Raw genomic sequence first — 25,592 nt, forward strand, 5'->3', positions numbered from 1 at the left:
ATCGCATGAAAAAAACGTTAATTGCGCTCAGTCTGATATCAGTCCTTTCCGGGCTGGCTGGGTGTAACGACAAACAAGCCTCAGTGACAGCGGCGATTCACCAGCAACATCAGCAAGCGGCGGCTGCAGTTTATGCCGCCTCTAAAGGGCTTGAAAGTGCCGTGACAACGATGTGTGCCTCTCCTTCAGAAGAGACGCTTGAGGCCAGCCGTTCGGCATGGCAGACGCTGATGCAGGACTGGATGGTCTTGCAGGGGCGGGAAAAAGGCAGTGAAGAGGCATTGTCTCTGTCCTGGCAGATTCAGTTCTGGCCGGACAAAAAAGACATCACGGGCCGTAAAATGGAGCAGCTGCTGGCACAGCAGAAAAACTGGACTGCCCGTGAACTGGCGGATCAAAGTGTGGCTGTGCAGGGTGTCGGCGCGATGGAATGGCTGCTGTATGGCAACCCGGAGCGTTTGAACCAGCCGCACGGCTGTGAGCTTGCCACAGCGGTCGGCCAACGGCTGATGCAAAGCGGTGACGCGCTGGAACGTGCCTGGAAGGACAACCCGTGGCAGGCGATGACGCCGCAACTGGCGTTGGGGGAATATTTAGGTGCTCTGACAAACCAGCTTGATTTTGCCATGAAGAAACTGACGTTGCCGATGGGGAAACCGGGTCATCCGCGTCCATACCAGGCGGAATCGTGGCGCTCTCAGACCTCACTGGCCAATCTGAAGGCGAATGTTCAAGCCATGCAGGCGCTGTACCTTGCCGAAGGCAATGGTCTGGATGCATTGCTGCGTGCGAAAGGCGAAACAGCGATGGCTGAGCGGCTGACGGACAAGTTCAGGAATGTGCTGGCAGACTGGCCACAGAGTCCGGGCATGGGGGCGATGCTGAAATCAAAGGACGGATATCGTGAGCTGATCAGTCTTTACAATGATCTGGAGTCCATCCGTTTCACGCTTCATGATGAAGTCTCGCAGGCGTTGGGAATTGTAGTAGGGTTTAATGCAACCGATGGTGACTGATTTAACACGACGTGCGCTTCTGAAAAAAGCGCTTGGCGCGGCGATTCTGCTGCCGACGGCTGGCGTGCTGTCGGCTTGTGTTTCAGCAGAAGCTGATGAAAGTCTGTCTGTGGCACAAGGTGATCGCATTATTGGCTGCAGCCGGACACCAGACGGCCGGTTTGCGGTGGTCGTGGCTGACACGCACGGCCGACCGCTGCATCAGATTGCTTTGCCGGAGCGCGGGCATGGCGTTGCCATTCAGCCGGGCGGCGAGCTGGCGGTTGCGTTTGCAAGGCGTCCCGGCAGCTATATGCAGGCTTTCAATCCCAACACCGGCGTGGCATTACCACTGCGACGCGCGGATCAAGGCCGACATTACTATGGCCACGGGGCGTTTTCGGCGGATGGCCGCTATCTGTTTACCACTGAAGGGATCAGCGCAACCAGCGAGGGCGTCATCGGTGTTTACGATGCCTCAGCCGGTTTAAAGAAAGTCGCAGAATACACGGGGTTTGGCATCGGACCGCATGAGGTGGTGCTTGCTGACGCTCATACTCTGGCTGTTGGTGTCGGTGGTGTGCATACCCATGGACGTGAACCGCTGAATCTGGAGACCATGCAACCGGCGCTGGTGTATCTGGATATCCGAACCGGGGAAGTGCTGGAAAAAGCGGTTCTGGCGGATAAGCGGCTCAGCATCCGGCATCTGTCTGTGACGGATACCGGTGAAATTGCCTGCGGACAACAATACCGGGGCCAGCCAGAACAGGCTGCGCCACTGGTTCATCTTCACCGTCGTGGCGGGGCTCTCCGGCCCTTACTGGCTGAAGACGAGGAATGGCTGCATTTCAATCACTACATCGCCAGCATTGCCAGTCTGGACGGTTATCTGCTGGCGACCTCGCCACGCGGAAACTGTTACGGGATCTGGCACGAAGCCAGTGGTGAGCTGGTCGATTTGCGACCGCTCACGGACGCATCCGGTGTCGCTGTCAGCGAGGGGCAATGGGTGGTGGGCTCCGGGGCCGGGAAGATCCTGACCCGTGGCCCTGAAAACGCCGGGCAGATTGCTCAGTCTGCTGTGATGTGGGATAACCACTGGAATCTGCTGCTCAGTTGAAACTTTGAAACAACTGACCCTCCGCACTTCTCGCTACTTTTATTAACAGAACGAAACAGTTTTGACTTACCGCTTGCTTCAGGCGGTAAGTGTTTCGCTTTGCCATAATAATAATGTCGGAATCGGAGAGCACACATGACGAGGCTAGGTCGTTTTGGGCTTCTTCTGCTCGTGGGCAGCATTTCACTCCCTATGCAGTCCCGGGAAAGTCAGCAGACAGATCCGGGTGAGCCTGCTGATGGTTTGGTTGTGGCAACGGTAGCCTCCGTTGCTGAGCAGGCAGTGTCTGCAGATCCTGCCATTCCTCCAGCCGTGCCGGCTGAGGCAGAACCGGCACTCACTCCGGAACAGATTCAGGCTGAGGCTCAGGCCGCAGAACTGGCGAAAGTCCGCCAGAAGTCGCTTGCCTGGGTGAACGAAGTCTCCGGCCAGCTACCCGGGTTGCGGTACCGGGAGCAACTGGCGCAGGTCTACCATGGTCTGGGTTATGTCCCGCTCTGGCAGGACAGCTTTACGGTCACCGAGTTTGAAAAGCAGCTCTGGTTTCTCACGCTGGCTCAGGTCAGTCCGGATTTTGAGCACCGGCTGCGTCAGCTCAGGCACCTCAAACAGACAAACGACTGGCGGCAATACGATTTGCTGGCAACAGACACTTTGCTGGCTTATCTGAGTTTCATCGAAAACGTACGTGACAGCCGCACGCACTGGCTGTTTGGTGAAACGGTCCCACCCCAAATTCCTGCTCCGTCTGAACAGACCATGACCACGCTGATGAGCATCCTCGAGCGTGATCAGCTGAATGCTTTCGTGCTGTCTCTGAAACCCGCCGGTAAACAATATCACCAGCTGATGCAGGCTATACGCCGGATGGAAAGTCTGGCTGAGCAGCCCTGGCCCGTTTACAGTGAGCGGCGGATTATCCGGCTGGGTGCCCGGCTCCGGAACCCCGATGCTCTGATTACGATTCTGGAGCGTCTGGGAGATTTGACCCCGTATCAGGCCGAACAGCTCAGGGCATCAGGCAAGAAGCATTACAACGTGGATCTGGTGCAGGCGGTGAAACACTTTCAACTGCGCCACGGTCTGAAAGCGGACGGTGCCATCGGCCCTCAGACAAGTGCCTGGCTGGTTGTGACACCTCAACAGCGTATTCGTCTGCTGGCAATTAATGCACAACGCAGCAGAGCGTGGATGTCCGATTTTCCGTCCCAGTTGGTGGTGAATATTCCGGGATTTGCGCTGAAACTGCGGCTGGATAATCAGCAGGTCTTTGATGCCAGAGTGATTGTCGGTCAGCCCAAACGGCCGACTCCTGTGATGAGTTCACGCATCGCTTCCGTGGTCTTTAATCCGTACTGGAATGTACCCAATTCCATTCTGAGGAAGGACATACTCCCCAAAGTCCGTTACGACGAGGGTTATCTGTACCGTCATCACTATGATGTGCTGCGTGGCTGGAACAGTAACGAGAAGATTCCAATCAGCAGCATTAACTGGCGTTATGTCTCCGCCAAAAACTTCCCGTACCGCTTGCGCCAGCAACCCGGTGCGCACAATGCGCTGGGACGTTTCAAGTTCAATATCCCCAATAACAAGTCGATCTATCTGCACGATACGCCGTCTAAAAACCTGTTCAATAAAGATGTCCGGGCATTCAGCTCAGGTTGCATCCGTGTCCAGGGCGCCGACGAACTTGCCAAAATGCTGCTGACCTATGCCGGTGTCTCGGAAGAACGGTTTGCGCAGCTTGCGGGCAGACAATCGACCAGAACGATTGGTGTGAAACCCCGGATTGAAGTTCACCTTATCTATCAGACGGCCTGGGTGGATGAGCAGGGGCTGGTGAACTACCGGGATGATGTTTACCGTTATGATGACCAGAGCAAAAATTCACCAGACTCAGAAAAACTTGCATCCGTTTACAAAAACTAAATTCCTTATTCGTCAATAGGTAGTCAAAATTACGTCTTTTCAATGTCTGTTTTTTTGACATCTGTGCGTTGACTCAAAGAAAACACACGGCTATCTTGCTGTCGTTTACGGGCTTGCGCGCCTGTTTTTTGTTTGTGTTTTCCAGTTGAGTTTTTTCAGGATGTCAGAAGTAGATAATAAGCGTCGTCAGTTCCTGATCGCGAGCGGGCTGACCTTAGGCGCCCTGGCGTTGCCTCAGATTGCTGTGGCAAGCCCATACCGGGCCAAGAGCCCCCGAGAGCTGTATCTTTGCAACATTCACACCAAGGAAGAAGTGGAAACCCGCTACTTTGACGGGAAGTTCTACCTCGACCGTGAACTGAAACGCCTGAATCATATCTGCCGTGATTACCGTCAGAATGAAATCGCTCCGATGGATCGACGTCTGTTCGATGCACTTTCTCAGATTCGGGAAGAACTGGGACACAATGGCCAGGTTCGGATTATCTCTGGCTACCGCTCTGCCAAAACCAACCAGATGCTACGAAACACGACCAAAGGTGTAGCGAAGAAAAGCTACCACATGACCGGCCAGGCGATCGATTTTAACCTTGAAGGGGTTTCACTGTCCCGTGTGCGCAGTGTTGCCCTGGATCTGAAACTGGGTGGGGTGGGCTATTATCCCCGCAGTGGTTTTGTCCATATTGATACCGGTCCGGTCCGTCGCTGGTAAATCAGACTGAAATCGCTTGCATTGTGTGGCATCCGGGATCGGATGAAGTGTGTTATGCTGACGCCGTTTTGGAACAGTTAGGACAAGTTTATGAGTCTGCAGTTTGAAATCGTGCCAGTGACCCCTTTCCAGCAGAATTGCTCCATTCTGTGGTGTGATCAGACGATGGAAGGTGTTGTCGTCGATCCCGGCGGCGATATCGAGCGTATCACTGCACGGATTGATGCATTAGGGATCCGGGTTGTGAAAATCGTACTGACCCATGGTCATCTGGACCATGTCGGCGGGACTGAGCCGCTGGCGCGTCAGCTGGATGTGCCGGTCTGGGGACCTCATCAGGACGATGCATTCTGGCTTGATGCCCTCCTGCAGCAATGTCAGATGTTCGGTTTCCCGCCGGTGACGCAATTTCAGCCGGATCGCTGGCTGGCGGAAGGGGACAGTATTGCTTTCGGCCAACAGAAACTGGACGTGTACCACACGCCGGGTCATACGCCGGGTCACGTGGTTCTGCACAGCACGGAAGCACAGCTCGCGGCTGTCGGTGATGTGTTATTTAACGGCAGCATCGGCCGGACAGATTTTCCCCGCGGTGACCACAGAACACTGATTGCCTCAATCAAAAACAAACTGTGGCCATTGGGGAATGAAACCCGTTTTATTCCCGGACACGGCCCGATGTCTACCTTCGGTGAAGAACGTGCCAGCAATCCGCATGTCGCGGATCAAATGCCACTGTACTGATTCGCCTATCTGGACTGCGCCAGAAAACGACGGGCCAGCCCGATGAAATCATCGGCTGGTCTGTCGAGTAAATCTTCCGAAATAAAGAAATCAAACCCCATCAGTTCACGGTTGTAACGCATCCGGTTTGCCAGCATGGCAAGCAACCCTTTGTTTACTTTCCCGTTTTCGCCCACAAAGTGTTTATCATCGAACAGCATGTCTTCAATTTCATGGGGTGGACTGTCTGCACGCTTGTAAGCCATGATCAGCAGCCCGCGCTGTTCCATCAGAATCTGGCTGGCGATGCGGGGACAGATACTGTCCAGAAAGTCATCGTAATGCTTCAGCCGCACGCCAATCCAGGGTAAAGGCTGATACCAGCCCTCGTAGCCGACAGAAGCACGGCCAATCTCAGCCACATCCTGCCATTTGGTGATCCATCCCCCCTGCGGACTGTGATACTGAAGATGCATGAAAGTGAGCGTGAAACCTACAGGTGGCTGCCGGTTCAGCCGGATGCCAATCCCCAGCAGGCAGAGCAGCCCGAACAGGAGGAGGGCAACTGCAGCGCCATTGATGTCGGGAAAAAGAAAGACGGTCACGCCCAGACCCAGGATGGCCAGCAGGCTCAGCCAGATCAGGTAAGCACCGGGTTTGGGATGTCGGGGCAGAATATAGACCGTGTTCAAAATCACTCCGGGACAGCGCAAAAAATCAACAAGCTTACTTGAGTAAGTATGGCAAATTTACAGCAGATACATCAGCACCTGTAACGTGCATTTCTGATGTCAAACCTTTGACAGCTTCATTTTGATTTACAGGGAGTTAGTGTGCATGAAATGTACTTTTTATGCCATAAATGGCATGTCCGTAAAAAAGATAAAAATGAGATCTTGTTGCTTAAAATCCCTTAAATCTGGCTTTTATCGTGCTTAAAATAGCCGTTTGCTGGCATTTCGTTGACATACTTGGTATAACACGCGCTACTTTTTTCCCGCTGGACATCCAAACTGGCGACTGAAAGTAGTACAACGGAGTAGGAAGTTAATGAGAATCTCTCACAAACGTAAAGTACAGCTGAAACTGCAAAAACGCATTAAAGCAGCCACTGCAGTTGCTCAAAAACCTGTCACCAAAGCAGCAGTGAAAAAGGCAGCCCCAGCTAAAGTGGCAGCGGCAAAGCCTCAGGTTGAAGAGAAGCAAGCGGCACCAGCGGCTCAAGTCGCTACCTCAGTCTCTCTGACACCAAAACAGCAACAGGTGCTGGATATCGTGGCTAAGAATGCTGAAGGCATTAACCCGAAAAGCATCGGCCTTGAAGCCGGTCAGGAAGACAGCAAAGCCGCTTCCTGGGCAACAGGTGCATTGAAAAAGCTGGTTGAAGAAAACCTCGTTGAGCGTCTTCAATTGGCTGGCAATAAAGTCGTATATAAAGCGCTATAATTGTCCTGTCCCGTTCCTGAGACGCTTCAGGAGCGGGTATCTTCATCTCTCTTCCTTTCAACTGTTTATCCTTTCTTTTTCTGTGCTCCCGTCTTTATTATTTCTGCCGTTGTTGGCTGATTTTATTGTGTAATTTCGTTTTGTTCTGACGAAGTAATGTGACTCTGCTATACCTTATATGAGGATCGGGTTATTCACGGATGCAGGCACTCACAGACGAGGTGATATGACGATGATCAGTGCTCGAGAGTTTTCAGAATGGCTCAGAAGCCGTTTTGCCGAGGATGAACAGGGTGTGTGCTTAACACGTGAGGATATTAACCAGCTGACAGGCCGCCAGAGCTTTTCACTGGGTTTTGTTCACGATATTCATTATGAGCTGATGCCATACGGCATGGCATTCGTGACAGACACGTCACGGGAAAATTTCTATCTCGTTCATATTTCGAAACGTTCCTGGCGTGAACAGCTGGAACAACAGTACGAACGGGAACTGTTCTGTAATGTGCTGCCTCTGGATAAATCGGGCTGACAGCCTTCAGGCATCGCAGAATAACTTCAGGCATTGCAGAAGAATCAGGAACCAACTATCGACCAATATAAAGAAGGGGCGCACATGGCGCCCCTTCTGATGTTCAGCCTGATTCAGGATGAATTACAGAACCGCAGCAATGCCTTTGCACAGCGGCATCATATTGTCTTTTGTCATTCCGGCGACGCTGATACGGCCGGAACCAACGATGTAGATGCCGAACTCTTCTTTCAGACGTGCAACCTGATCTTTATTCAGACCCGAGAAAGAGAACATGCCGTTCTGGCGCTCGATGAAGCTGAAGTCAGCATCAACGCCCAGATCTTTCAGCGTTTGTACAAACAGGGTACGCATTTCCTGAATACGATCGCGCATGTCTGCGACTTCCTGTTCCCATTCAGCTCGCAGGGCAGTATCGTTCAGAATTTCAGTCACAACGGCAGCGCCGTGCGCTGGTGGGTTTGAGTAGATCACTCGGGCAATGCTTTTCACCTGGCTGAACGCGGTGTCCGCAACGTCAGCAGATTTCGCAACCAGAGTGAACGCACCGACACGCTCGTTGTACAGACCGAAGTTCTTGGAGAATGAGCTGGCAATCAGAAGTTCAGTATTATGCTCGGCAAAAATACGCAGACCGGCTGCATCTTCTTCAACGCCTTTGGCGAAGCCCTGATAAGCAAAGTCAAACATCGGCAGCAGATTTTTCTCTGCGCACAGTTTTGCCAGGGTCAGCCACTGATCAGCATCCGGGTCGATACCGGTTGGGTTGTGGCAGCAGCCGTGCAGCAGAACAACATCGCCTGCTTTGGCATTTTCCAGCGAGCTCAGCATCGCGTCGAAATCCATGCTCTTGGTTTCGGCGCTGTAGTAAGTGTACTGTTCAGTCTGCAGACCAGCTGCGCCGAAAACACCAAAGTGGTTCGCCCAGGTCGGGTTACTGATCCACACGGTCACATCGCCCAACTGACGTTTGATAAACTCAGCTGCGACACGCAGTGCACCTGTACCACCTGGTGCTTGCGCGGTTTTCGCGCGTTTTTCAGAAATAATTGATGCGTTTTTGCCGAACAGCAGTTCCTGAACAGCCAGGCCGTACTCAGCGGTACCCGGAATGCTCAGGTAAGATTTGGTAGTCTCTTTTTCCAGCAGGATTGCTTCAGCTTTTTTCACTGTCGCCAGAACCGGAGTATTACCGGATTCATCTTTGTAGATGCCCACGCCAAGGTTAATTTTTTCAGCGCGAGGGTCATTTTTGAATTCTTCAGTCAGGCCCAGGATTGGGTCGGCAGGTGCGGCAACGATTTTTTCAAACATTCGTGAATCATCCATGCTAGTCAGTGATACGGTGGAGATGTCCGGAAAGACCACCAGCACATGATGGTCGTGTGAGTCTGATCGAAAATCTGTTGTCAGCAAAGAGATCAGACAACCAGAAATCCGGTATGGCTTTTGACATTCCGGTGCGATCAGGTTTCCAGGTTCGCTTCCATTGTAAAAGAAAATGAAACACAAACATCATCTATCGGAAAATATCACGTGATCTTGATCACGTTGCGTCTTTGCAATGGGCTCAAATATCCCGGTACGAAGCGAAATCAGATGGAATGAGGTTTGCGGTGACGCTGATGTGCCTTGATGAACTCCATGAAGGCTCTGTCAGCCAGCGACAGATAACCATTTTTACGCCAGGCAATCGCCAGATTCAGGTGAACCGGCTCACGGAAAGGAATGGCGGTCAGCCCCGGTTCGTGACGGGTCACCATTTTGAGCAGCGCGGAAACGGCAAACTCCTGACGGATAATGCTGAGTATCATCGGTAGCAGGTTGGTTTCAAATGCAATCTTTTGCTTCAGTTTGTGTTTCTGGCAAACCGAATCCAGATAGTCACGGTGAAAGTAGCCTTGCTTGAACATCACCAGTTCCTGACTGAAGAACTGCTCAAACGACACGGCGGGAAGCTGAGCAAATTCATGGTTCGGGCTCACGACGGCGACCATCTCTGAAGTCAGTAAGGGCTCAGCTTCCAGACTGTCGGGCAGGTCGGCACTGCGGATAACCCCTAAATCCAGCTCGCCGCTGAGCAGCATACTGCGGATGGACTGTGTGCCTGCTTCAACCAGCGTCAGTTTGAGGTTAGGGTAACGGGATTTAAATCCCATCAGAATCTCCGGGAAAAAGTAGGAGCCTAGCATACTCGGAACGCCCAGCCGGACTTCTCCTTTCTGGAGTCCTTTCAGTTCTGCCATGGCAATCCGCGCATCTTCCACCTGCTGCAAAATCAGCCGGGCATGCTGGATCAATACCTCGCCCTCATGCGTGAGGGCAATTTGCCGGTCGCTGCGATGAAACAGCGGCATCTCCAACTGCTGTTCAAGCTTTTTCATGGCGATGCTCAGGGCAGGTTGTGCGATATGGAGTTTTGATGCGGCACGGGTGAAACTGCCGCATTCAGCAATGGTAATAAAGTAGGTTAACTGTCGGACGTCCATGCTTGCACTTTTATCCATTAATAAAATATATGGAGACAATATTTTTAATATATTTTCACTATCATATGGAAATTGCTACCGTCTGCGTATCTTTTTATTGTGTGGTCGCTGTTTATGATAGAAACGCATAGCGCTGCGTATCGTCGTGCCAGTTTTGCGCTGGCACTGGGTTCATTTCTGGTGTTTTGTAATCTTTACCTGTTTCAACCCATGTTACCGGTGATGACCGAGGCTTTTTCGGCGAGTGCGACCCGGGTGAACTGGCTGCTGGCTGCGGGGACACTGGCTCTGGCCCTGACTTTGGTGCCCTGGGCTGTCAGCTCTGAAATGATTGGCCGGCGTCGCGTGATGCTGCTGAGCCTGTTTCTGCTCCCTTTCGTGGGTGGGATCATGCTGTTTGCCAACAGCCTGTTGATGCTCAGCTTAGCGAGAGCACTGATGGGGGCTTCACTGGCGGGTTTTGCTGCCGTCGCAGTGGCTTATATGGCCGAGGAGTTCTCGCCGAAAGCGCTGTCGCTGGCGGTTGGCGGTTATATCAGTGCGAACTCTTTAGGTGGCATTGCCGGTCGCCTGTTCGGCGGTTTCGCCTCTGATGCCTGGGGCTGGCAGGGTGCTGTTGCAGGCATGACGGTCCTGAGCCTGATTGGTGCCGTTGTGGTCGCGCGACTGTTACCCCCGCAACAGTATTTCACACCACAGCGCGGGCAACTGCGTCATCACACCAAGCATGTGATCCGACATGTGCAGCAGCCTGTGTTATGGATACCCATGCTGATCGGCGGGATCAATTTTGCTTTATTTGTGAATCTTTATACCGTCATGGGATTCAGACTGGTGTCTCCGCCGTATAATTTACCCGTCAGCTGGGCTTCGATGATTTTTCTGTGTTACCTGAGCGGCACTCTGACTGCAAAACTGAGCGGTCGCTGGAGTCTTCGGTATAAGCCGCTCAATGGCATGGTACTTGGCACGACCATCAGCGTGCTGGGTATGTGGGTTGCAGCGCTGGATTCACTGTCTGCCATGCTGGCCGGTTTATTGCTGATCAGCTCCGGCGCCTTTTTCACCCATTCTCTGGCCTATGCCTGGGTAAGTCAGAAAGCCAGAACTGCCAAAGCCACCGCGACGGCACTCTATCTGGTGCATTATTACCTCGGAGGCAGCCTCGGCGGGTTTTATCTGATTACCTGCTGGCAACACTGGGGATGGCACGGTGTGCTGGCGGGTGGAAGCGGGCTTTATCTGCTGCTTTACGGCCTGTGCTGGAAACTGGGCAATCTGGCCCCGATGTCGGAAACGACTGTTGCCAATGCCTCGTCCTGATAATTCCTCTGTTCAACTTGTTGAAATTCAAAGCGTTCCTGTGTGACGGGGCGCTTTGATTGGTTCCAGCACACTCATTTTGATCGACTTCTCAATGCAACTTTGCGCTTACCCGCAAAGATGGTTTCCGAAATGCTGCTCATATTTCGCTATCATGATGGCCCAAAATGGAACGTATCTTTCTGCCGCTGAGAGAAAACTGCCGCTGAGAGAAAAGTGAATCTTTCAGTGAACACGAGCCTTACGACTGAATTTTTAAACCATCAATAAGGCTCACCAAGTGTGGTAATGCCTGGCTGGGGTGAGTCATATCATTCGTTATGATTCTCAGGCCAAATGACACAATTGGTAGGGAGCAGGAAGTAAGTCTGGTAAAATCCCAGTCTTCCAGTAATCACGTTGATAGCACTGGATTTACCTAAGATTAGGAACTATTTTGACCAATAATGATATTTTATGCTCTGTACGTTATACATTTGATTTACAAGATAATGTAATGACTGAAATCTTCTCTTTAGCAGATCTCAATGTGACAGACGAACAAGTTGCTGGTTGGCTAAAGAATGAAGACGACGAATCATTTGTCAAACTTAGCGATACTGAGCTGGCAATATTTTTAAACGGTTTTATCAACTTTAAACGTGGTAAGCGGGAAGGTGAACAACCCAAGCCGGAAGCGCAATTGAGTAATAATATCGTATTCCAAAAGTTGCGCATTGCTTTGAATTTGAAAGCTGAAGATATTCTCGACATTCTGCAGCGTGTTGACATTCATTTAAGCAAGCATGAACTCAGTGCATTTTTCCGTAAATCTGAGAACAAACATTATAGAGAATGCAAAGACCAAGTTCTTCGAAACTTTTTGTTAGGTCTGCAACATCAGCTACGCCCAAATGGGGAAGCATCAGAATCATAACAAAATGCCATGAGATAGACCGTCACAGTGAATATCTTCATCTGGCTGTTTGACGGTGAAGTCATCGACTCTCGATGACTTTTTACTTTCATGAGTATTGATGTATTTTGCTTTAACATAAGGTCTACCGTTCTGCCGCAACGAAAGAGGATACGACCCCACTTGAGCCCAGATGGAAGTAGTGTGGGGCTTTCCCCTTTTAATCGATATGCTGTAATAAGCTTCGTTACATACAGATCGTCTGTTTGGAATACTGGGACAGGCACCCTGAAAAGCTGATTTCAGGACCTGACAGATCTCAATAAATCCGACCAATAATACGCTGCACTCCTCTCGGCGTATTATTGGCGCGTCAGGCGGCGATTAGACACTGGTGCGGAACCACAGGGAGATTGCTATGAGTCAGTTCAATATGCATTTACCCGAGACAGGCACTCTCCACCCGCTTGTCGAACCAGAGTGGCTGGAGAAACATCTGGACGACCCTGGCCTGCGCATTGTGGATGCTATGGTGCAAGTTAAACTCTGGCCATTTCCGCGTATCAGAAGCGGGAGGCGTGAGTTTAAGCGAAGCCACATTCCAGGCGCAACATTTGCTGATCTCCTGAAAATATCGGATCCCCAACGGTCTTCCTACACGTTTACGATGCCAACCGCGGAATGGTTCGCCGACCACATGGGCCGGCAGGTATCGGGAAGGGCACTCATGTCGTGCTTTACGATGCGCTATCGTCCGGCTGAAGAGTTACGCATGCTGTTTCTGCCAATATTGGCGGCCGATCGCAGTTTACCTCTTGAACTCGGAGAATAACGATCACAAGTCCGTCGTGTGGCCGTTCAGCAATCTACGATGGCACTTTTAGCAGAGTAAAAGTGGACGGTTCGGGAGTAACGGCGGCTCTCTTATAGTGTGAAGGTATTCAAGTTTTCAGCAAGCATACAATAGCGAACCTGAAGGCTGAACGGGAACGACATCGTTAACAAACAGCCGTTGTGAACGTTTTATCCTGAGAACCCCCTCCTAACTTGATGAAATTCATAGCGCTCCTGTGTGACGGGGCGCTTTGATTGGTTCCTGCGCACTCATTTTAATCGACTCCTCAATGCAACTTTGCGCTTACCCGCAAAGATGCGACTTGAAATGCATCAATTCATGAAACGGTGCACATACATCTTTATCATCTCAGCGGTATTGCTTGGTTCGGAAGGCGCTGTAGCAGATGAATTTCGCTGCGAGTCGCTATGGCATGAATCGATAGGGTTAGACGTATTAACTTTTATCAATCGTGGAGTTCTTATGAAGAAGTTTTTTTTGGTTTTGCCACTTTTATTTTCGAGTATTTCAATGGCAGAGACCATTGATTGTGAAGGTATCACATTGGATAAAGTGACCGTGGAAGGTTCGCGCGATGATAAGCATTTTTTTGAAAACAAGTTAGTGATTAAACTCATTCAGAGCTGTGGTGGTAAATCCTATGTTCATGCAGATTTAAGTCATCCTGCATTTAATGGTTTTTTATCTGTTGCGCTCGCAGCAAAAGCAGCTGAGAGGAAAGTGAATATTTCCGTGAATACGAGTGATACGACTGAATTATCAAACCAAGTGGCATATATCGGAATTGATTAAATTAAACAGGCTCACCAAGTGTAGCAATACCTGGTTGGTGAGCCTTGTCATTCATTATGTTTGCCCTCATTGCCCATTTCCGTATTAGTAAATCAAGGTACGAACTTGATTTGAGAAATGTACTCAGAAACATAACAAATGATAGTGTTTTATGGGATGCTTCTATGCCGATGATCGCGAGTGATATGTTGGCCTAATCTGATGTGCGAGATCATATCGTTTGTCAGTTTTCTATTCTTGCCAGCAAGTCATTGATCAGGTTTTCACGGTCATTTTGTGCTCTCTCTATGACCTGAGTGGGTGCATTGGTATTCGGATCGTATTTGCTGCTCCAAATAATCATCTCTAACAGGATAGGTAACATGTCTTTACCAGCCTGTGTCAGCGCATAACGTTTTTTTCGTTTGTCGTTGACATCAGTTTGCTTGGTGATCAAGCCGTCTTTCTCGAGCCGCTCTAAGCGGCTGGAAAGTATGTTGGTTGCCATGCGCTCTTCCGAATGTTGTAGCTCGGAATACGAATGTTTGCCAAAAAAGATGAGATCCCGAAGTATCAGTAAGCTCCATTTGTCGCCGACAATATCCAGTACATTCGAGATTGGGCAGTTTGAACGTCGTGTCATGTCTTACCTCGTTTTCAGTTGAAGTGCTCAGTTTAAAACACTTGCACATTGCAAGCAAATGGATTAACTTGCATTTTGAAAGTTAAATGAACGGCCACCTGGTCACACTGGAAAGTCTCTTGAAATGCTGAGGAGTGAATCGATGTCATCCCCAAAAATCAATCTGGAAGCGCTGGAAAAATCTCACTGGAGCAGCACAGACAAAAGGAATGCAGCGCTTGCAATCGAATTTGTACAGCTAATGATGAACGACCACAATTTTGACGAAATGACGCGTCGATATGCAGGCCAGCCTTATGAGCAGCATAATCGGAACATCGCGAATGGGATTGAGGGCGTGGTTAAAACGGTGAGTAACTTGGTTAAAAATGCGCCAGAGTTTAGCTATGACGTGAAGCATGTTTATGTGGATGGTGACTCCGTGATTTTACATTCGCATGCCACGCTGAAAGCGAAACATCGCGGTGATGATACTCAGGGCTTAAATATTATAGATACGTGGAGAGTTTCTGACGGTCGATTGGTTGAACACTGGGATGCGGTAGAAGGGATTAGTTTCTCTATGCGGTTGTATGCACTGATGACGGGTGGCCAAGTTCGAAATGGAAATGGCGTGTTTTAAATATGAATGGCCCAGCACATAAAATGACGGGGCAGTCATCCGATAGAAAAATTTGATTAGACTTCTCTGATTTTAATGAGACGAACCAGGGGAGGTTATTGTTTCTTTAGATGTCTGTCCTGGTATTTTTGAAAAATTTAAAGAGATTTGTTTTATAAAAGTATACATATCGTAAAAATTTTCACGCCTAAATCTCTTTGATTTACTTTTGAATCAATCATGCTATGGTACCGTTCCCACGAAGGCTGTGGGATATTTTTGAGGTATCTATGAAGCAATTCTATTTATCAGGAGTGATTGGAGCACTCTTGCTGGCATCGTTCTCCTTTGCTGCTTCTGGAATGGAATCTGACATAACTAGCCGAATTATTGGTGGTGACAAAGCGAAATTAAACGCATGGCCATTTATGGTCGCTTTAACACGGCCGAATAAAAATGACGCCTTATGTGGCGGCAGCTTTTTAGGCGATCGATATGTTCTGACCGCTGCTCACTGTGTTCAGGGGTTAAAGCCAACCGATGCTGAAGTTGTGATTGGTGCTTATGATATGAATAACTTATCACCAGCCGAGCGTGTCTCTATCAAACATATTTACCTGCATAAAAATTATCAAATTTCTTCCAAAGCCCAAGGCGATGATATTGCAATTCTTGAATTAACCCGAGCGCTAGGAAAGTCACGCATAGAGTTAGCGAATCTGAATCATTTTGAGGAGTTGAAAGCGGGATTTGGGCTCACAGCGATTGGCTTTGGCTATCGCCAATATGATCCGACTCGGAGAGAAGGCAGCGATAGTTCTCCTGTTTTACATCAAGTCGAAGTTCCCTTTGTTCCACTGACGCAATGCAAAAACTTGCCCGGCAGTTACCAAAATTTGGGGGAGGGTGTATTTTGCGCGGGAGAAACGGGTAAAGATACTTGTATGGGCGACAGTGGTGGTCCAATTATATTCGACACGAATGATGGTCCCAGACAAATGGGAATCGTGAGCTGGGGCAGAGGATGTGGTATTTATCCTGGTGTGTATACCAAAGTCAGTTATTACAGTGATTGGATTTCCGATCACACAAAAGGGCTCTCTTATCGTCAAAGTGAAGATCTCGGCATCATTAAAATGGGTAACTACTCCCATACTTTTACGTTGACGAACCACTCTGACAATACGATTCGGCTCAATAACCCTAAAGTGACTGTAGATGGTATGGAACTTGGCTATATTGATTCAAGTCAAGACCAATGTAGTGGTGATTTAGAACCCGGTGCTGAGTGTAACATCCAAATATCTTATCTGATTCCAAGATTCAAACAGGGTAGAGTTCAGCTGGAATTTGACTCGGATGATTTCAGGGAAGGTAAAGTTGCTGCTTGGCTCGACTATCATGCATTGCAGGATGCGCCTCAAGAGGTTACTGATTATTTATCCACATTACCTGGCCACAAAGCATACGATAATGGCAATGTTTGGCAAGTCAGTGGAGAAAATCTGAGAAGTACAAGTTCTCTTGAAAAAGATCAAGTCTCAGAGCTGGTATTAGAAGGCCTGCCAAGAGGAGAGCTGACGTTTAATTATTGGGTGCATTCTCATGAGTTTCTCGATTCACTGACTATTTATGTGAATGGTAAAGAAAGTCAAACGATGCGAGGCGGTAATTTAGGTGACATCTTTAACCGAGGTTCGCACTCGATTGAGATGTATAATCAAAGTAATATTGTTCGTCTGGTATATCACAGACATCAATATAGCAATGAATCAGATAGCCACGTCAGCGTAACTGATATCAAACATCAAAAGCTCACATATGATCTTCTGCGTGAAACGCTTGATCTGATGCGAGCCAATAACAACAGTAAAAGAGGTGGTGGTAGTATCGACTTCGGAGCAGTATTTCTGTTATTGCTTTTGGTTTGGATACGTCGCTCTCGACATCAATAATCTCTTAAATATATCAGCCAAGTCGTGACATCACTGCTTGGTTGTCGCTGCATTTATCACTGAAAATGGAAATGAAGAGTGGCTAAATATCAGTTTTTTTGTATACCCGATTCCAAGCGCAGGGAGTTTACCTATATCAATATGGAAAGTGATACGTATTTAGCAGAAAAGAAGCAGCTGTTGCAATCAGGCTTTGAAGTTGAAGACGATGTCATTTATGCAAAAACACCCGAAGAAGCGGTGGAAAAGTTCCGATCGAATTATATTTATGCGCTGGATGAGTATAATAATTCTTATCCAGAGGGTGGTTTGATCAAGTTTATGATTGAAAGTTATCAAGAAATTCGTCGAAAACTGGGTAAGCGATAAACACTCACTGAGTGACTTTTGTTGACTTCCCCCACAAGTAACAAAATGATGATTTCAGGGGGAAGTGAGCAGGTTCATCCCCCTAATCAACGACAGCAACCCTTGGGGTTTTCTTTGTACGTGCCTCAAGTGGTGTTCTCCGGTCATGGTTGGCAGGTTGATAACCGTGGGGATGAAAACGAAAGCAGTCCCGGCCGGCATCTTTGCATTCGTACAGTGCGCGGTCGGCTCTGTCGATCATGGTCATCAGGCTGTCACCCGGTGTGTAGGCGGAGATGCCGATACAGGCAGTCACGGAAATATGAGTGTCTTCGATATCGGTCGGTAATGATAACTCCCGGATGTCTTGCAACATCCGGCCTGCAATTTTCTGGGCCGTTAAAGTGTCGCAAAACGGCAGGCAAAGGATGAACTCTTCACCGCCATAGCGCCCGAACAAGTCTGTTTTTCGGGAGGATTGCTGAAGGTGCTCGGCAAAGCCCCGAAGCACTTTATCTCCGACACCATGCCCCCAGGTATCGTTGATTCGCTTGAACCGGTCAATATCAAACAGCAGCAGCGCGAAAGGCTGCCGTTTTGCCTGACAAATATCGAGTGCTTTCTGGGCTTGCTGTAACAGCATGCGACGGTTGTAAATACCGGTCAGCGGATCCAGTGTTGCCTGACGGTAAAGGCGCATCAGCATATAAAGCTTCGAGAGCTGTGACCAGATCACAATGACGGCCAGAATATTTTGCAGCCAGTAATTGGCGAGTGTTTCCGGGGTTTGTATGCTGCCTGCCTGCGCATCAACGCTCATTTCCGTAATCGCGGTGATCGCCAGTAAACACAGGCTTTCTTTCAGGGTGATCGGTAAAATCGTCAGAATCGCGACATGCAATATCGGGAGCAGGGTATAGCCGTATTCAAATCCGCTGTAGACTTTCGGAAAACCGAGGACCCAGATGGAATAGCTGTAAAACAGGTTCAGCCCGGTGACCAGTAGTACCATACAGAATTGCGACTGGCGCAGGGTGGTGTGAGATTCATTCAGCCGCGCAACCAGGATCAGAAATGTTGCCAGAATCAGCCGTGCGGAGGCAATGCGGATATCTTCTCCGGTTTTCAGATAAAAGAAATCAAACGGGATCCAGGCGATGATCAGGATCGCCCAGACGATAGCAAGCAGTGAGATGCGGCTGCGCAGATAACCGCTTCGGGTGTTCTGGAAATTTTGGGTGTGCGCCTTCGCACTCCATAAATCCGGGACATAGAGCCTGAGGGAATGGCACAAATGCCTGTAAAAATGGTTATAGGTTGATATCATCTTTGCTTCCAGCTCATCTGACATCTGTTTTTGTAATGAAAAACAGACGCTAATCGTCCTTTATTTTTATAATTGGACAATTATTCTACATGATGCGGCTCAAAACCGTGATCCTGGTTCATATAACACATGTGAAACCGCGTTTGGTGTACAAAATATGAGCACTGGGTATTTCCGGCAGCCTTCTGATATAATTCGCGCCTTATCAGTGTCTTCGTTGTTTGCCTGTCATGAATATTGCCTATACCACATTTTTGATTCCTGCCCTGCTTGGGGCACAGCTCATTCTGTCTCTGGTTTTGACGAAGGGGGAAATATGCCCGGGTCAGCGGGGACGAATCCATAAAACCCTGCCGGTGCTGCTGATTGGCTGGGTTCTGGTGACTGCGAGTCAGCCAGCTGCGCTGCTGCCGTTACTGACATTAGCCTGGTTTACCTTTCAGGTGAAAACCGGCAAAACCCGCGATGCCGGTCCGTTGTGGGTGCTGTATACCTCCTGCGCTGCGGCATTGCTGAACTGGTTGCTGTTGTTGCCTTCACTGACATTACCTGTATCCGGGATGAGCCTGGTTGCGGTTGCTTTGCTGGGATCTTCCTTAGCCCATTTGCTGCTGACCCGTGCCCGGACCCGATTGCAGGCATTTCATCGCCTGTTACCTGCGGCTGGTCTGGTCAGTGCCATGCTGACGGTCTTGCTCATGCTGTGGCAGCTGTACACCTTGCCTCAGGCCGCTGTTGAAAATCAGTTGCTGGTTATCTGTGCGGCACTGCTGCTGCTGATTGCTGCGCAGCTGGTCTGGGTCGGCCACATTGTTCTGGGGAAAACCGTTCATGTCTGGCAGCTTGCCTGTGCATCGTTCTTATTGACAGTTTCGGCCGGTCTGCAGCTTTCCCTCTTTTAAGGTTGGCTTTGAAAGTTACGGATGGTGCTCTGTTGGTGAGATACCAGCGTCTGCGTCTATGCTAATAACAGGTCATGTCAATCATTCTGATTGAGATGCATTGTGGGGGAAGCCATTTCCCTTTTGCTGGTGCTCGGACGGCTGTCGCCGAAGGAGGGACTGTGGAAATCAGAAACCTGCTGAACATGGATGCCAACATTGTCCTGGGAATCGTGAACGAAAGACTGCGGCTGGAATGCGATACGATTGAGGAACTCTCAACCCGGTATGAACTGGATCAGAACGCGCTGAGAGAAAAAATGGCGTCGCTGGGCTACCGATATGATCCAATCTCAAATCAGTTTAAATAATCAGTGAGTCAGTGTGACGGGCGCCGGAAATGGCGCCCGTCGTCTTTCATGGGTCAGGCTGCTTTAATGCCTTCAAGATGGGTCTGACATTGCTGGCGGGCGGTGGCAAAAAATGCCTGAAGATAGTGCCGTTCCCGTTCTGAAGCCCGGACCGCAGCGTACAGTCTGCGCCATAACCCTTTGCCCAGTGGTTTGCTGACAATCAGTCCCTGCCGGGCAAAATCGTGAATCGCCCAGTTTGGCAGGGCGGCAACCCCCAGACCGGCAGATACCATCTGAACCAGCATCAGGGTGTTGTCGGCCTGTTTCCATACCATTGGTTCAATCCCCGCTGGCTGCAGAAAATGTTTCACCACATCCAGGCGGCTTTTATGAACCGGGTACGTCAGCATGGTCTGGCTGGCGAGGTCAGCCGGTTTGATGGTGCTCAGTTCAGCCAGCGGTGACTGCGGCGAAACCACCAGACGCATTTCGAAGTCGAATAAGGGCTCATAGTGAACTTCAGCGCGCGGGTTGATATCGGAGGTGATCACCAGATCCAATTCACCGGCTGCCAGAGCCGGAATCGGTTCGAAACTGAAACCGGAAGAAAAATCCAGACTGACGGCCGGCCAGTGGATCTGATATTCCTTCAGCGCCGGCATCAGCCACTGAAAGCAGGAGTGGCATTCTATTGCCATATGAAGACGGCCTTTGGCGTCTTCCTTCAAATTCGCCAGTTCATGTTCTGCCCGTGTAATGCGGGGGATCAGATCATCCGACAGCCGGAGCAGAATCTCTCCTTCCGCCGTGAATCTCACCGGGCGGGTTTTTCGCAGGAAAAGCGGGGCACCGATGCGCTGTTCCAGATCTTTAATCTGATGGGACAGTGCTGACTGGGTCAGGCACAGCGTGTTGGCTGTTGCGGTCAGGGATCCGGTGTCTCTCAGTACCGCTAACGTGCGAAGGTGTTTAATCTCGATCATGTTCACTCAGTCCCTGAAGTTTTCTGTGAATCAGGGTACTGGTTCTTGAGAGAAGTGTAAACATCCAGACGTCTATAAATGATTACATCTGGCCTGAAAGACTGCCGCATATTGATCTTGGATCCGTATTCCGATCACTCATTGGCAAATATCATGTAACTCGCATACAAATAGGGGTAGGCCGAATGGAATGTAGCGTGTGTAAGGGAAATCAATGAAGCGACAACGCCTTACCTTTATCAGTTTACTGCTCGCCGCCGGGATGCTGTTATCCGTGGTCCTGCTGTTCATTTTTTCTCACCTGGAAACGAAGCGGCTCGAACGGGAGTTTCAGTCGGATGTAACGGAAACGGCGCATGCTTTTATCCAGGCGATCAACAGTCATTTCGAAGCTTTATATTCCCTGCAACTGAACCTGGATACGCAGGGTATTCCTGATGCCAAGGGCTTCCAGGCCCTGACCGGCAAAATCCTGCAACGTTATCCGGCAATCACTGCCCTTGAGTGGATTCCTGAAGTGGACCATCAGGCGCGTTCTGCGCATGAATCAGAGGCCAGTGCCTGGCTGCCGGGCTATGTCATCACCGAACAGGTTGCTTCCGGCGCGCGTGTGGCAGCCGGAGACCGGGGCCTGTACTACCCGGTTTACTATGTGGAACCGGTCGCCGGGAACGAAGCGGTGATGGGGTATGACTTAGGATCACATGCATTGCGTTTTGAAGCCGTACAGCGCGCCCGTGACAGCGGTCAGCTGCAGCTGACCGTGCCATTGCAGATACACCAGAATAACGTCGAGGCGCAAGGGGTGCTTAGCCTGTTGCCAGTGTATGAATTTCCGGAGCCCATGACTTCTGTCGAACGGCAGGACAGCCTGCTGGGCTTCGTGGGCGGCGTTTTTAATCCGGCACAAATTTTTTTATCGTCTTCCGGCGCCCGTGAGGCCAACGCTTTTTCACTGACGCTGATTGACACGCTGGCGCCTTCGGGCCATCGCGTGGTGTTCAGTCTGGTGCCGGAAGCTGAAACCGGGCTGGTCAGTCAGCAGAAGCGTTACCACTACGTTCAGAAAGCACTCACGCCGGATGCACTGGCAAAACACTATGCTGAAAACTACCGGTATATCCACCAGGTGCTGAGTAAAGGTGGTCGTCGCTGGGTGATTGAAGCGGTTCCGCTGCAGGATTATGTGACCAGTCACCAGGCATCAACGCCGTGGTGGGTGTTCTTTGGCGTCAATGCGTTCTTTGCACTGGCCGCACTGGTGAGCTTTTTTGTGTTTCAACGCGGTCAGGTGTATCTGGATAACCTCAATCAGCAAAATGACCGTTTGCTTCTTGTGAATGAAAAACTGGAACGCATGAGCCGGGTCGACCCGTTGACCGGGATTGCCAACCAGCGTGCATTTGAGGAGGAGCTGGATAAAACGGTCCGGATTGCCCGGCGGGAAAAAACACCGCTGGCACTGCTGGTGATTGAGATCGACGACTATGAGCACTTTGTCAGACAGTGTTCTGCTGAAATGCTGGATTCGAGCCTGCGGATGCTGGCCAATGAGCTGGACCGGACCCTGAAACGTCCCGGAGATAAAATGGCGCGTCTGGATGACGACCGGTTTGCTGCAGTCTTACCGAACACCAATAATGGGGAAGTCGTCGCACGACAGCTGCGTTCAGCGGCTGAAAGACTGAATCTTGCCAGCACGGAAATGAGTGCCAATCCATACCTGACGGTATCGGTCGGCGTTCTGACGGTGTTTGAAACCCGGGAGATGACGGCAGAAGCCCTGTTCCATCAGACTGAAGCATTACTCAGCCGCGCTCAGGAAGAAGGGTTCAATAAGATATGTGCGGATCAGCGTGAAGGGGAAACATCAGCTGAGCAGGCACTCAGCTGATAGATAAATTGTCTGCCTGGGATCAGGCAGACAAAAAAAGGACTGAGATTACAGAGGCTGGGTCGCTTTGAACGTCAGCGTATGCAGGCTGTTCGACAGGGTCAGCGTATTGCCTTTCAATTCCGCTTTACTCCACTGACTCAGCGTGTCACTCATCACTTGCTCCAGTTTCATCGCATCTTCAGGACAGGCCATCATGGTCATGCCCATTTTTTCAATGCGGAACTGGCCGTCTTTCAGTTCGGCATTGCCGAAATAGCGGTTACAGCCGGAATGGCCATGTGCCATCGTTTGATTTTCAAAGCCCAGCGTCGGAACGGCGCCCATGGACGGTACAGTGACAGCCTGACTGTCGATTTTCGTCAGTTCCCATTCATACTGAGTCAGATCGCCTGACGATTGAGAGGCGGTACTGCCACCTGTTCCGGCGCAGGCAGATAACAACAGGGCAGTGCCCATTGCGGTCAGCAGGTGTTTTTTCATTGTTTTTCCCCTGATGGATTTGAGTATTTTTGACTTTCGTCGAGACAAAAAATTCCGCGCGCAACTCAATTTATTGTAGAAGTGAATTGCGCGCTGTTGGTTACGAGTTGAGATTTTCCGCTTGAACCATGTGTAAATGCACATCCTGTTGCGGGAAAGGGATGGTCAGTCCTTCTTTATCAAATCGGAGTTTGACCGCCCGCGTGACATCCCAGTACACATCCCAATAGTCATCTGTTTTTACCCAAGGGCGGACAATAAAGTCCACGGATGAAGTATTCAGGGTATGAACCTTGATTGTTTTTTCCGGGGCCCGCAGAACAGCCGGGTGGCTGTCAATAATATCGTGTAAAACGGCTTCGGCTTGCTCAATGCTGTCGTGGTATCCAATGCTGAAGACCATGTCCACCCGCCGTACACGCTCATGAGTCACGTTCTTGATGGTATCGCCCCAGATCTTGCTGTTCGGCACAATGATGATCTGGTTATCAAAAGTTCGGATTGTGGTATTCACCAGGCTCATATGGCTGACCTTTCCTGAAACACCACCCGCTTCAACAAAATCTCCGACATCAAAGGGACGGTAGATCAGCAGCATCATGCCGGAGGCAAAGTTCGACAGTGTGTCTTGCAACGCGAAACCGACGATCACACCCGCCACTCCGAAACCGGTCAGTACCGGGGCCAGATTCAGGCCAATCTGCGACAGGGCAATCAGCAGACCGATGAAAAACACCGTCTTGCCGGACATTGAAATGAAAAAGTCCTGCATAAGCTGCGACATCCGCAGGTTCGGCGAGGAGACTGCACGCTTCACAACTCTGCGGGTCAGGTTTTTCAGTAACCGGAAAACCAGAATGACCAGAATAAAGATGAAAATCTTGAAGAGCACCTGCGGTGCGTAGTCGACCACCCAGCTTTTGAGGTTTCCGGACCAGGTGGCAAAAATCGAGTAAATCACCTGAAAATTCAGAATATCGTTGGTCAGGTCACCGGTCACTTCAAATTGCTGTTTTTTATAGCCGGAGGTGTCTATCTGAACTTTGTCACCCAGACTGACCAGATAGTTCAGACGATCAATGTCGCTGGACACTTTTCGCTGCGCCAGAATATGCATCAGCTGCAGTGCAGACTGTTCACTTTCCGAGGCGTCTTTCAGCTGCTTTGACAGCATTCTTTCCTGCTGGTTATTGTACTCAAGTGACGCCGACACAAACGCCAGACGCTCACTGATATCTTTGGCCAGTCTGGCTTTGTCTCTGTCAGTGTTGATACTCAGCTGCTCAAGCCAGTTGTAGTTTGTCCACTGGTCTCCCAGCATTTCGACGGAGAGCTGGCGCTCTTCATCCAGCTGCTTTTGCTTGAGCAGCTGTTCTTCCTGAGGCGCACTGTCCAGTGTCTTCTCATCTGTTTTAATCTTTTGAGCCAGATATTTTGTCGTCGCGTTTGTGTAGCGGACCTGATGCTTCACATAGTCAATCAGTTTGCCTTCTGAGCCATCAGGCGGGGCACTGATAAGCTGGCCGAGCTGGTCTCTGAGGTCGTTATTTTTATTGAGCACCTGCATACGCAGGACATCCCGGGTGGAGCCGGTACGCGACTGGCTGGCCTGGTAGAGTTCCATGACTTCCTGATTGAGCTGGGCGAGATCGTCCAGTTTCGACCGGGTGACTTCAGGTTCTGCCAGAGCACTGAAGCTGAAAGTGATGAAGGTAAAAAGGAGTAAAAGCGTGCGTATCATTGAATGGATTCCGGATTCATGCGGACAGCTAGAGACAGATCATCACGGTCACAGGCGTACCGCGATGTGATTCGTGGATGATCGGGATGCTTTTAAAGCAGATCTTGCTGACAAAGAAACCGATGATGGCTGAACTGCCAGCACCAGTCAGGGGTCCACAGTTCCTGATTCAGAATAATCAGCATAGGGCGTTTCACCTGACGCAGCATATACCAGAGCGCAGGGTAGTGGTGCTGATCACAGATCAGGGTGTCGCAGCCAGACGCAGCAATGGTCTCGGCCAGCAACTGCTGGTGGCTTTTTCGGGTATAGGCAAAGGCCATCAGATGATGCAGCCGGCTGAATGCTGCCAGCTGTTGGGTGATGACTCTTGAAGACTGGAGAATGCCAGTAAGTTTAGGTTTAGCATCCATAGCTGAGAGCATGTCAATCCAGGACTTTGCTTGTGATAGTTCATGACTCTTTTGCATCATTTCACCTGTAGAGCTGGGCCATGGTTCTGGCTTTCAGGGAATTAATCAGTGTTCATTTGGAGTCTATGTCCGGCTATTGATTCATATGTCAGGCACGAGTAAAAAATGAGAAC

Annotated in this window: 26 protein-coding genes; 17 read left to right on the forward strand and 9 right to left on the reverse strand. The window is 50.1% G+C overall.

Going from position 1 to position 25,592, the window contains the following annotated elements:
- Window positions 1-5: 5 nt before the first annotated feature.
- From ACYP03_RS12625 to ACYP03_RS12645, 5 genes are all read left to right on the forward strand, one after another.
- Window positions 6-1,016, forward strand: coding sequence for an imelysin family protein (locus ACYP03_RS12625; protein ID WP_459780157.1), 1,011 nt, complete (start codon window positions 6-8; stop codon window positions 1,014-1,016).
- Window positions 997-2,118 (forward strand): DUF1513 domain-containing protein, encoded by a 1,122-nt coding sequence (locus ACYP03_RS12630; protein ID WP_459780158.1) that lies wholly within the window; start codon window positions 997-999, stop codon window positions 2,116-2,118. The genes ACYP03_RS12625 and ACYP03_RS12630 overlap by 20 nt, the downstream gene beginning before the upstream one ends.
- 135 nt (window positions 2,119-2,253) lie before the next feature.
- On the forward strand, window positions 2,254-4,050 hold the full coding sequence (locus ACYP03_RS12635) for a L,D-transpeptidase family protein (RefSeq protein ID WP_459780159.1): 1,797 nt from the start codon (window positions 2,254-2,256) through the stop codon (window positions 4,048-4,050).
- 160 nt (window positions 4,051-4,210) lie between these two features.
- Complete coding sequence (locus tag ACYP03_RS12640; RefSeq protein ID WP_248140609.1) at window positions 4,211-4,762, forward strand: YcbK family protein; 552 nt, start codon at window positions 4,211-4,213, stop codon at window positions 4,760-4,762.
- A gap of 90 nt (window positions 4,763-4,852) precedes the next feature.
- Window positions 4,853-5,506: an MBL fold metallo-hydrolase gene (locus ACYP03_RS12645; protein ID WP_248140608.1), complete on the forward strand. Its 654-nt coding sequence runs from the start codon at window positions 4,853-4,855 to the stop codon at window positions 5,504-5,506.
- Window positions 5,507-5,511: 5 nt separating this feature from the next.
- Here the strand turns inward: ACYP03_RS12645 and ACYP03_RS12650 are convergent, their stop codons facing one another.
- Window positions 5,512-6,183, reverse strand: coding sequence for a DUF2982 domain-containing protein (locus tag ACYP03_RS12650; protein ID WP_248140607.1), 672 nt, complete (start codon window positions 6,181-6,183; stop codon window positions 5,512-5,514).
- 352 nt (window positions 6,184-6,535) lie between these two features.
- Between ACYP03_RS12650 and ACYP03_RS12655 the strand changes: the two genes are divergently transcribed.
- On the forward strand, window positions 6,536-6,931 hold the full coding sequence (locus tag ACYP03_RS12655) for a MarR family transcriptional regulator (RefSeq protein ID WP_248140606.1): 396 nt from the start codon (window positions 6,536-6,538) through the stop codon (window positions 6,929-6,931).
- A 226-nt stretch (window positions 6,932-7,157) separates the two neighbouring features.
- Window positions 7,158-7,463: a hypothetical protein gene (locus ACYP03_RS12660; protein ID WP_036751706.1), complete on the forward strand. Its 306-nt coding sequence runs from the start codon at window positions 7,158-7,160 to the stop codon at window positions 7,461-7,463.
- Window positions 7,464-7,586: 123 nt separating this feature from the next.
- Here the strand turns inward: ACYP03_RS12660 and ACYP03_RS12665 are convergent, their stop codons facing one another.
- Window positions 7,587-8,777, reverse strand: a complete 1,191-nt coding sequence (locus ACYP03_RS12665) for an amino acid aminotransferase (RefSeq protein ID WP_248140605.1) — start codon at window positions 8,775-8,777, stop codon at window positions 7,587-7,589.
- Between the two features lie 281 nt (window positions 8,778-9,058).
- Entirely contained in the window at window positions 9,059-9,952 is an 894-nt protein-coding gene (locus tag ACYP03_RS12670; RefSeq protein WP_248140604.1) for a LysR family transcriptional regulator, read from the reverse strand.
- A gap of 114 nt (window positions 9,953-10,066) precedes the next feature.
- Here ACYP03_RS12670 and ACYP03_RS12675 point away from each other — a divergent pair, with 114 nt between their 5' ends.
- The 4 genes from ACYP03_RS12675 to ACYP03_RS12690 all read left to right on the forward strand — a co-directional run bounded on the left by ACYP03_RS12675 (window position 10,067) and on the right by ACYP03_RS12690 (window position 13,818).
- Window positions 10,067-11,275 (forward strand): MFS transporter, encoded by a 1,209-nt coding sequence (locus ACYP03_RS12675; protein WP_459780162.1) that lies wholly within the window; start codon window positions 10,067-10,069, stop codon window positions 11,273-11,275.
- Between the two features lie 436 nt (window positions 11,276-11,711).
- Window positions 11,712-12,191: a YehS family protein gene (locus tag ACYP03_RS12680; RefSeq protein ID WP_248140602.1), complete on the forward strand. Its 480-nt coding sequence runs from the start codon at window positions 11,712-11,714 to the stop codon at window positions 12,189-12,191.
- 397 nt (window positions 12,192-12,588) lie between these two features.
- Window positions 12,589-13,002, forward strand: coding sequence for a rhodanese-like domain-containing protein (locus ACYP03_RS12685; RefSeq protein WP_459780164.1), 414 nt, complete (start codon window positions 12,589-12,591; stop codon window positions 13,000-13,002).
- 342 nt (window positions 13,003-13,344) lie between these two features.
- Window positions 13,345-13,818: a hypothetical protein gene (locus ACYP03_RS12690; protein WP_459780166.1), complete on the forward strand. Its 474-nt coding sequence runs from the start codon at window positions 13,345-13,347 to the stop codon at window positions 13,816-13,818.
- Between the two features lie 223 nt (window positions 13,819-14,041).
- On the opposite strand, the gene ACYP03_RS12695 is transcribed toward ACYP03_RS12690, so the two are convergent.
- On the reverse strand, window positions 14,042-14,440 hold the full coding sequence (locus tag ACYP03_RS12695; RefSeq protein WP_248140599.1) for a winged helix-turn-helix transcriptional regulator: 399 nt from the start codon (window positions 14,438-14,440) through the stop codon (window positions 14,042-14,044).
- Window positions 14,441-14,582: 142 nt separating this feature from the next.
- Here ACYP03_RS12695 and ACYP03_RS12700 point away from each other — a divergent pair, with 142 nt between their 5' ends.
- The 3 genes from ACYP03_RS12700 (at window position 14,583) to ACYP03_RS12710 (ending at window position 17,365) form a co-directional block, all read left to right on the forward strand.
- Window positions 14,583-15,062 (forward strand): nuclear transport factor 2 family protein, encoded by a 480-nt coding sequence (locus ACYP03_RS12700; RefSeq protein ID WP_459780169.1) that lies wholly within the window; start codon window positions 14,583-14,585, stop codon window positions 15,060-15,062.
- A gap of 269 nt (window positions 15,063-15,331) precedes the next feature.
- A complete protein-coding gene (locus tag ACYP03_RS12705; RefSeq protein WP_459780171.1) occupies window positions 15,332-16,996 on the forward strand; it encodes a S1 family peptidase in 1,665 nt (554 codons plus the stop codon).
- Window positions 16,997-17,074: 78 nt separating this feature from the next.
- The gene (locus ACYP03_RS12710; protein WP_459780173.1) at window positions 17,075-17,365 is read left to right on the forward strand and encodes a hypothetical protein; all 291 of its coding nucleotides are present in this window, start codon (window positions 17,075-17,077) and stop codon (window positions 17,363-17,365) included.
- Between the two features lie 82 nt (window positions 17,366-17,447).
- On the opposite strand, the gene ACYP03_RS12715 is transcribed toward ACYP03_RS12710, so the two are convergent.
- Window positions 17,448-18,671, reverse strand: a complete 1,224-nt coding sequence (locus ACYP03_RS12715) for a GGDEF domain-containing protein (protein WP_330959284.1) — start codon at window positions 18,669-18,671, stop codon at window positions 17,448-17,450.
- Window positions 18,672-18,901: 230 nt separating this feature from the next.
- Between ACYP03_RS12715 and ACYP03_RS12720 the strand changes: the two genes are divergently transcribed.
- Together ACYP03_RS12720 and ACYP03_RS12725 are read left to right on the forward strand one after the other, a co-directional pair.
- Window positions 18,902-19,573, forward strand: coding sequence for a hypothetical protein (locus ACYP03_RS12720; protein WP_459780176.1), 672 nt, complete (start codon window positions 18,902-18,904; stop codon window positions 19,571-19,573).
- A gap of 161 nt (window positions 19,574-19,734) precedes the next feature.
- Entirely contained in the window at window positions 19,735-19,923 is a 189-nt protein-coding gene (locus ACYP03_RS12725) for a DUF4250 domain-containing protein (protein ID WP_248140593.1), read from the forward strand.
- 53 nt (window positions 19,924-19,976) lie between these two features.
- Here the strand turns inward: ACYP03_RS12725 and metR are convergent, their stop codons facing one another.
- Window positions 19,977-20,888, reverse strand: a complete 912-nt coding sequence (gene metR, locus ACYP03_RS12730; protein WP_248140592.1) for an HTH-type transcriptional regulator MetR — start codon at window positions 20,886-20,888, stop codon at window positions 19,977-19,979.
- A 214-nt stretch (window positions 20,889-21,102) separates the two neighbouring features.
- Between metR and ACYP03_RS12735 the strand changes: the two genes are divergently transcribed.
- Window positions 21,103-22,782 (forward strand): CHASE domain-containing protein, encoded by a 1,680-nt coding sequence (locus ACYP03_RS12735; RefSeq protein ID WP_459780178.1) that lies wholly within the window; start codon window positions 21,103-21,105, stop codon window positions 22,780-22,782.
- 48 nt (window positions 22,783-22,830) lie between these two features.
- Here ACYP03_RS12735 and ACYP03_RS12740 read toward each other — a convergent pair whose 3' ends face one another.
- From ACYP03_RS12740 to ACYP03_RS12750, 3 genes are all read right to left on the reverse strand, one after another.
- On the reverse strand, window positions 22,831-23,265 hold the full coding sequence (locus tag ACYP03_RS12740) for an META domain-containing protein (RefSeq protein WP_248140590.1): 435 nt from the start codon (window positions 23,263-23,265) through the stop codon (window positions 22,831-22,833).
- 100 nt (window positions 23,266-23,365) lie between these two features.
- Complete coding sequence (locus ACYP03_RS12745; RefSeq protein WP_459780180.1) at window positions 23,366-25,006, reverse strand: mechanosensitive ion channel family protein; 1,641 nt, start codon at window positions 25,004-25,006, stop codon at window positions 23,366-23,368.
- Window positions 25,007-25,098: 92 nt separating this feature from the next.
- Window positions 25,099-25,476, reverse strand: coding sequence for a hypothetical protein (locus ACYP03_RS12750; RefSeq protein ID WP_459780183.1), 378 nt, complete (start codon window positions 25,474-25,476; stop codon window positions 25,099-25,101).
- Window positions 25,477-25,592 lie beyond the last annotated feature (116 nt).

This window comes from Photobacterium sp. R1, assembly GCF_054600795.1.

What these genes read in the sequence shown, in the direction of transcription:
- ACYP03_RS12625 (WP_459780157.1), top strand. Translation starts at nt 6, where the DNA reads ATGAAAAAAACGTTAATTGCGCTCAGTCTGATATCAGTCCTTTCCGGG.
- ACYP03_RS12630 (WP_459780158.1), top strand. Translation starts at nt 997, where the DNA reads ATGCAACCGATGGTGACTGATTTAACACGACGTGCGCTTCTGAAAAAA.
- ACYP03_RS12635 (WP_459780159.1), top strand. Translation starts at nt 2,254, where the DNA reads ATGACGAGGCTAGGTCGTTTTGGGCTTCTTCTGCTCGTGGGCAGCATT.
- ACYP03_RS12640 (WP_248140609.1), top strand. Translation starts at nt 4,211, where the DNA reads ATGTCAGAAGTAGATAATAAGCGTCGTCAGTTCCTGATCGCGAGCGGG.
- ACYP03_RS12645 (WP_248140608.1), top strand. Translation starts at nt 4,853, where the DNA reads ATGAGTCTGCAGTTTGAAATCGTGCCAGTGACCCCTTTCCAGCAGAAT.
- ACYP03_RS12655 (WP_248140606.1), top strand. Translation starts at nt 6,536, where the DNA reads ATGAGAATCTCTCACAAACGTAAAGTACAGCTGAAACTGCAAAAACGC.
- ACYP03_RS12660 (WP_036751706.1), top strand. Translation starts at nt 7,158, where the DNA reads ATGACGATGATCAGTGCTCGAGAGTTTTCAGAATGGCTCAGAAGCCGT.
- ACYP03_RS12665 (WP_248140605.1), bottom strand. Translation starts at nt 8,777, where the DNA reads ATGTTTGAAAAAATCGTTGCCGCACCTGCCGACCCAATCCTGGGCCTG.
- ACYP03_RS12670 (WP_248140604.1), bottom strand. Translation starts at nt 9,952, where the DNA reads ATGGACGTCCGACAGTTAACCTACTTTATTACCATTGCTGAATGCGGC.
- ACYP03_RS12675 (WP_459780162.1), top strand. Translation starts at nt 10,067, where the DNA reads ATGATAGAAACGCATAGCGCTGCGTATCGTCGTGCCAGTTTTGCGCTG.
- ACYP03_RS12685 (WP_459780164.1), top strand. Translation starts at nt 12,589, where the DNA reads ATGAGTCAGTTCAATATGCATTTACCCGAGACAGGCACTCTCCACCCG.
- ACYP03_RS12690 (WP_459780166.1), top strand. Translation starts at nt 13,345, where the DNA reads ATGAAACGGTGCACATACATCTTTATCATCTCAGCGGTATTGCTTGGT.
- ACYP03_RS12695 (WP_248140599.1), bottom strand. Translation starts at nt 14,440, where the DNA reads ATGACACGACGTTCAAACTGCCCAATCTCGAATGTACTGGATATTGTC.
- ACYP03_RS12700 (WP_459780169.1), top strand. Translation starts at nt 14,583, where the DNA reads ATGTCATCCCCAAAAATCAATCTGGAAGCGCTGGAAAAATCTCACTGG.
- ACYP03_RS12705 (WP_459780171.1), top strand. Translation starts at nt 15,332, where the DNA reads ATGAAGCAATTCTATTTATCAGGAGTGATTGGAGCACTCTTGCTGGCA.
- ACYP03_RS12715 (WP_330959284.1), bottom strand. Translation starts at nt 18,671, where the DNA reads ATGATATCAACCTATAACCATTTTTACAGGCATTTGTGCCATTCCCTC.
- ACYP03_RS12720 (WP_459780176.1), top strand. Translation starts at nt 18,902, where the DNA reads ATGAATATTGCCTATACCACATTTTTGATTCCTGCCCTGCTTGGGGCA.
- metR (WP_248140592.1), bottom strand. Translation starts at nt 20,888, where the DNA reads ATGATCGAGATTAAACACCTTCGCACGTTAGCGGTACTGAGAGACACC.
- ACYP03_RS12735 (WP_459780178.1), top strand. Translation starts at nt 21,103, where the DNA reads ATGAAGCGACAACGCCTTACCTTTATCAGTTTACTGCTCGCCGCCGGG.
- ACYP03_RS12740 (WP_248140590.1), bottom strand. Translation starts at nt 23,265, where the DNA reads ATGAAAAAACACCTGCTGACCGCAATGGGCACTGCCCTGTTGTTATCT.
- ACYP03_RS12745 (WP_459780180.1), bottom strand. Translation starts at nt 25,006, where the DNA reads ATGATACGCACGCTTTTACTCCTTTTTACCTTCATCACTTTCAGCTTC.
- ACYP03_RS12750 (WP_459780183.1), bottom strand. Translation starts at nt 25,476, where the DNA reads ATGCAAAAGAGTCATGAACTATCACAAGCAAAGTCCTGGATTGACATG.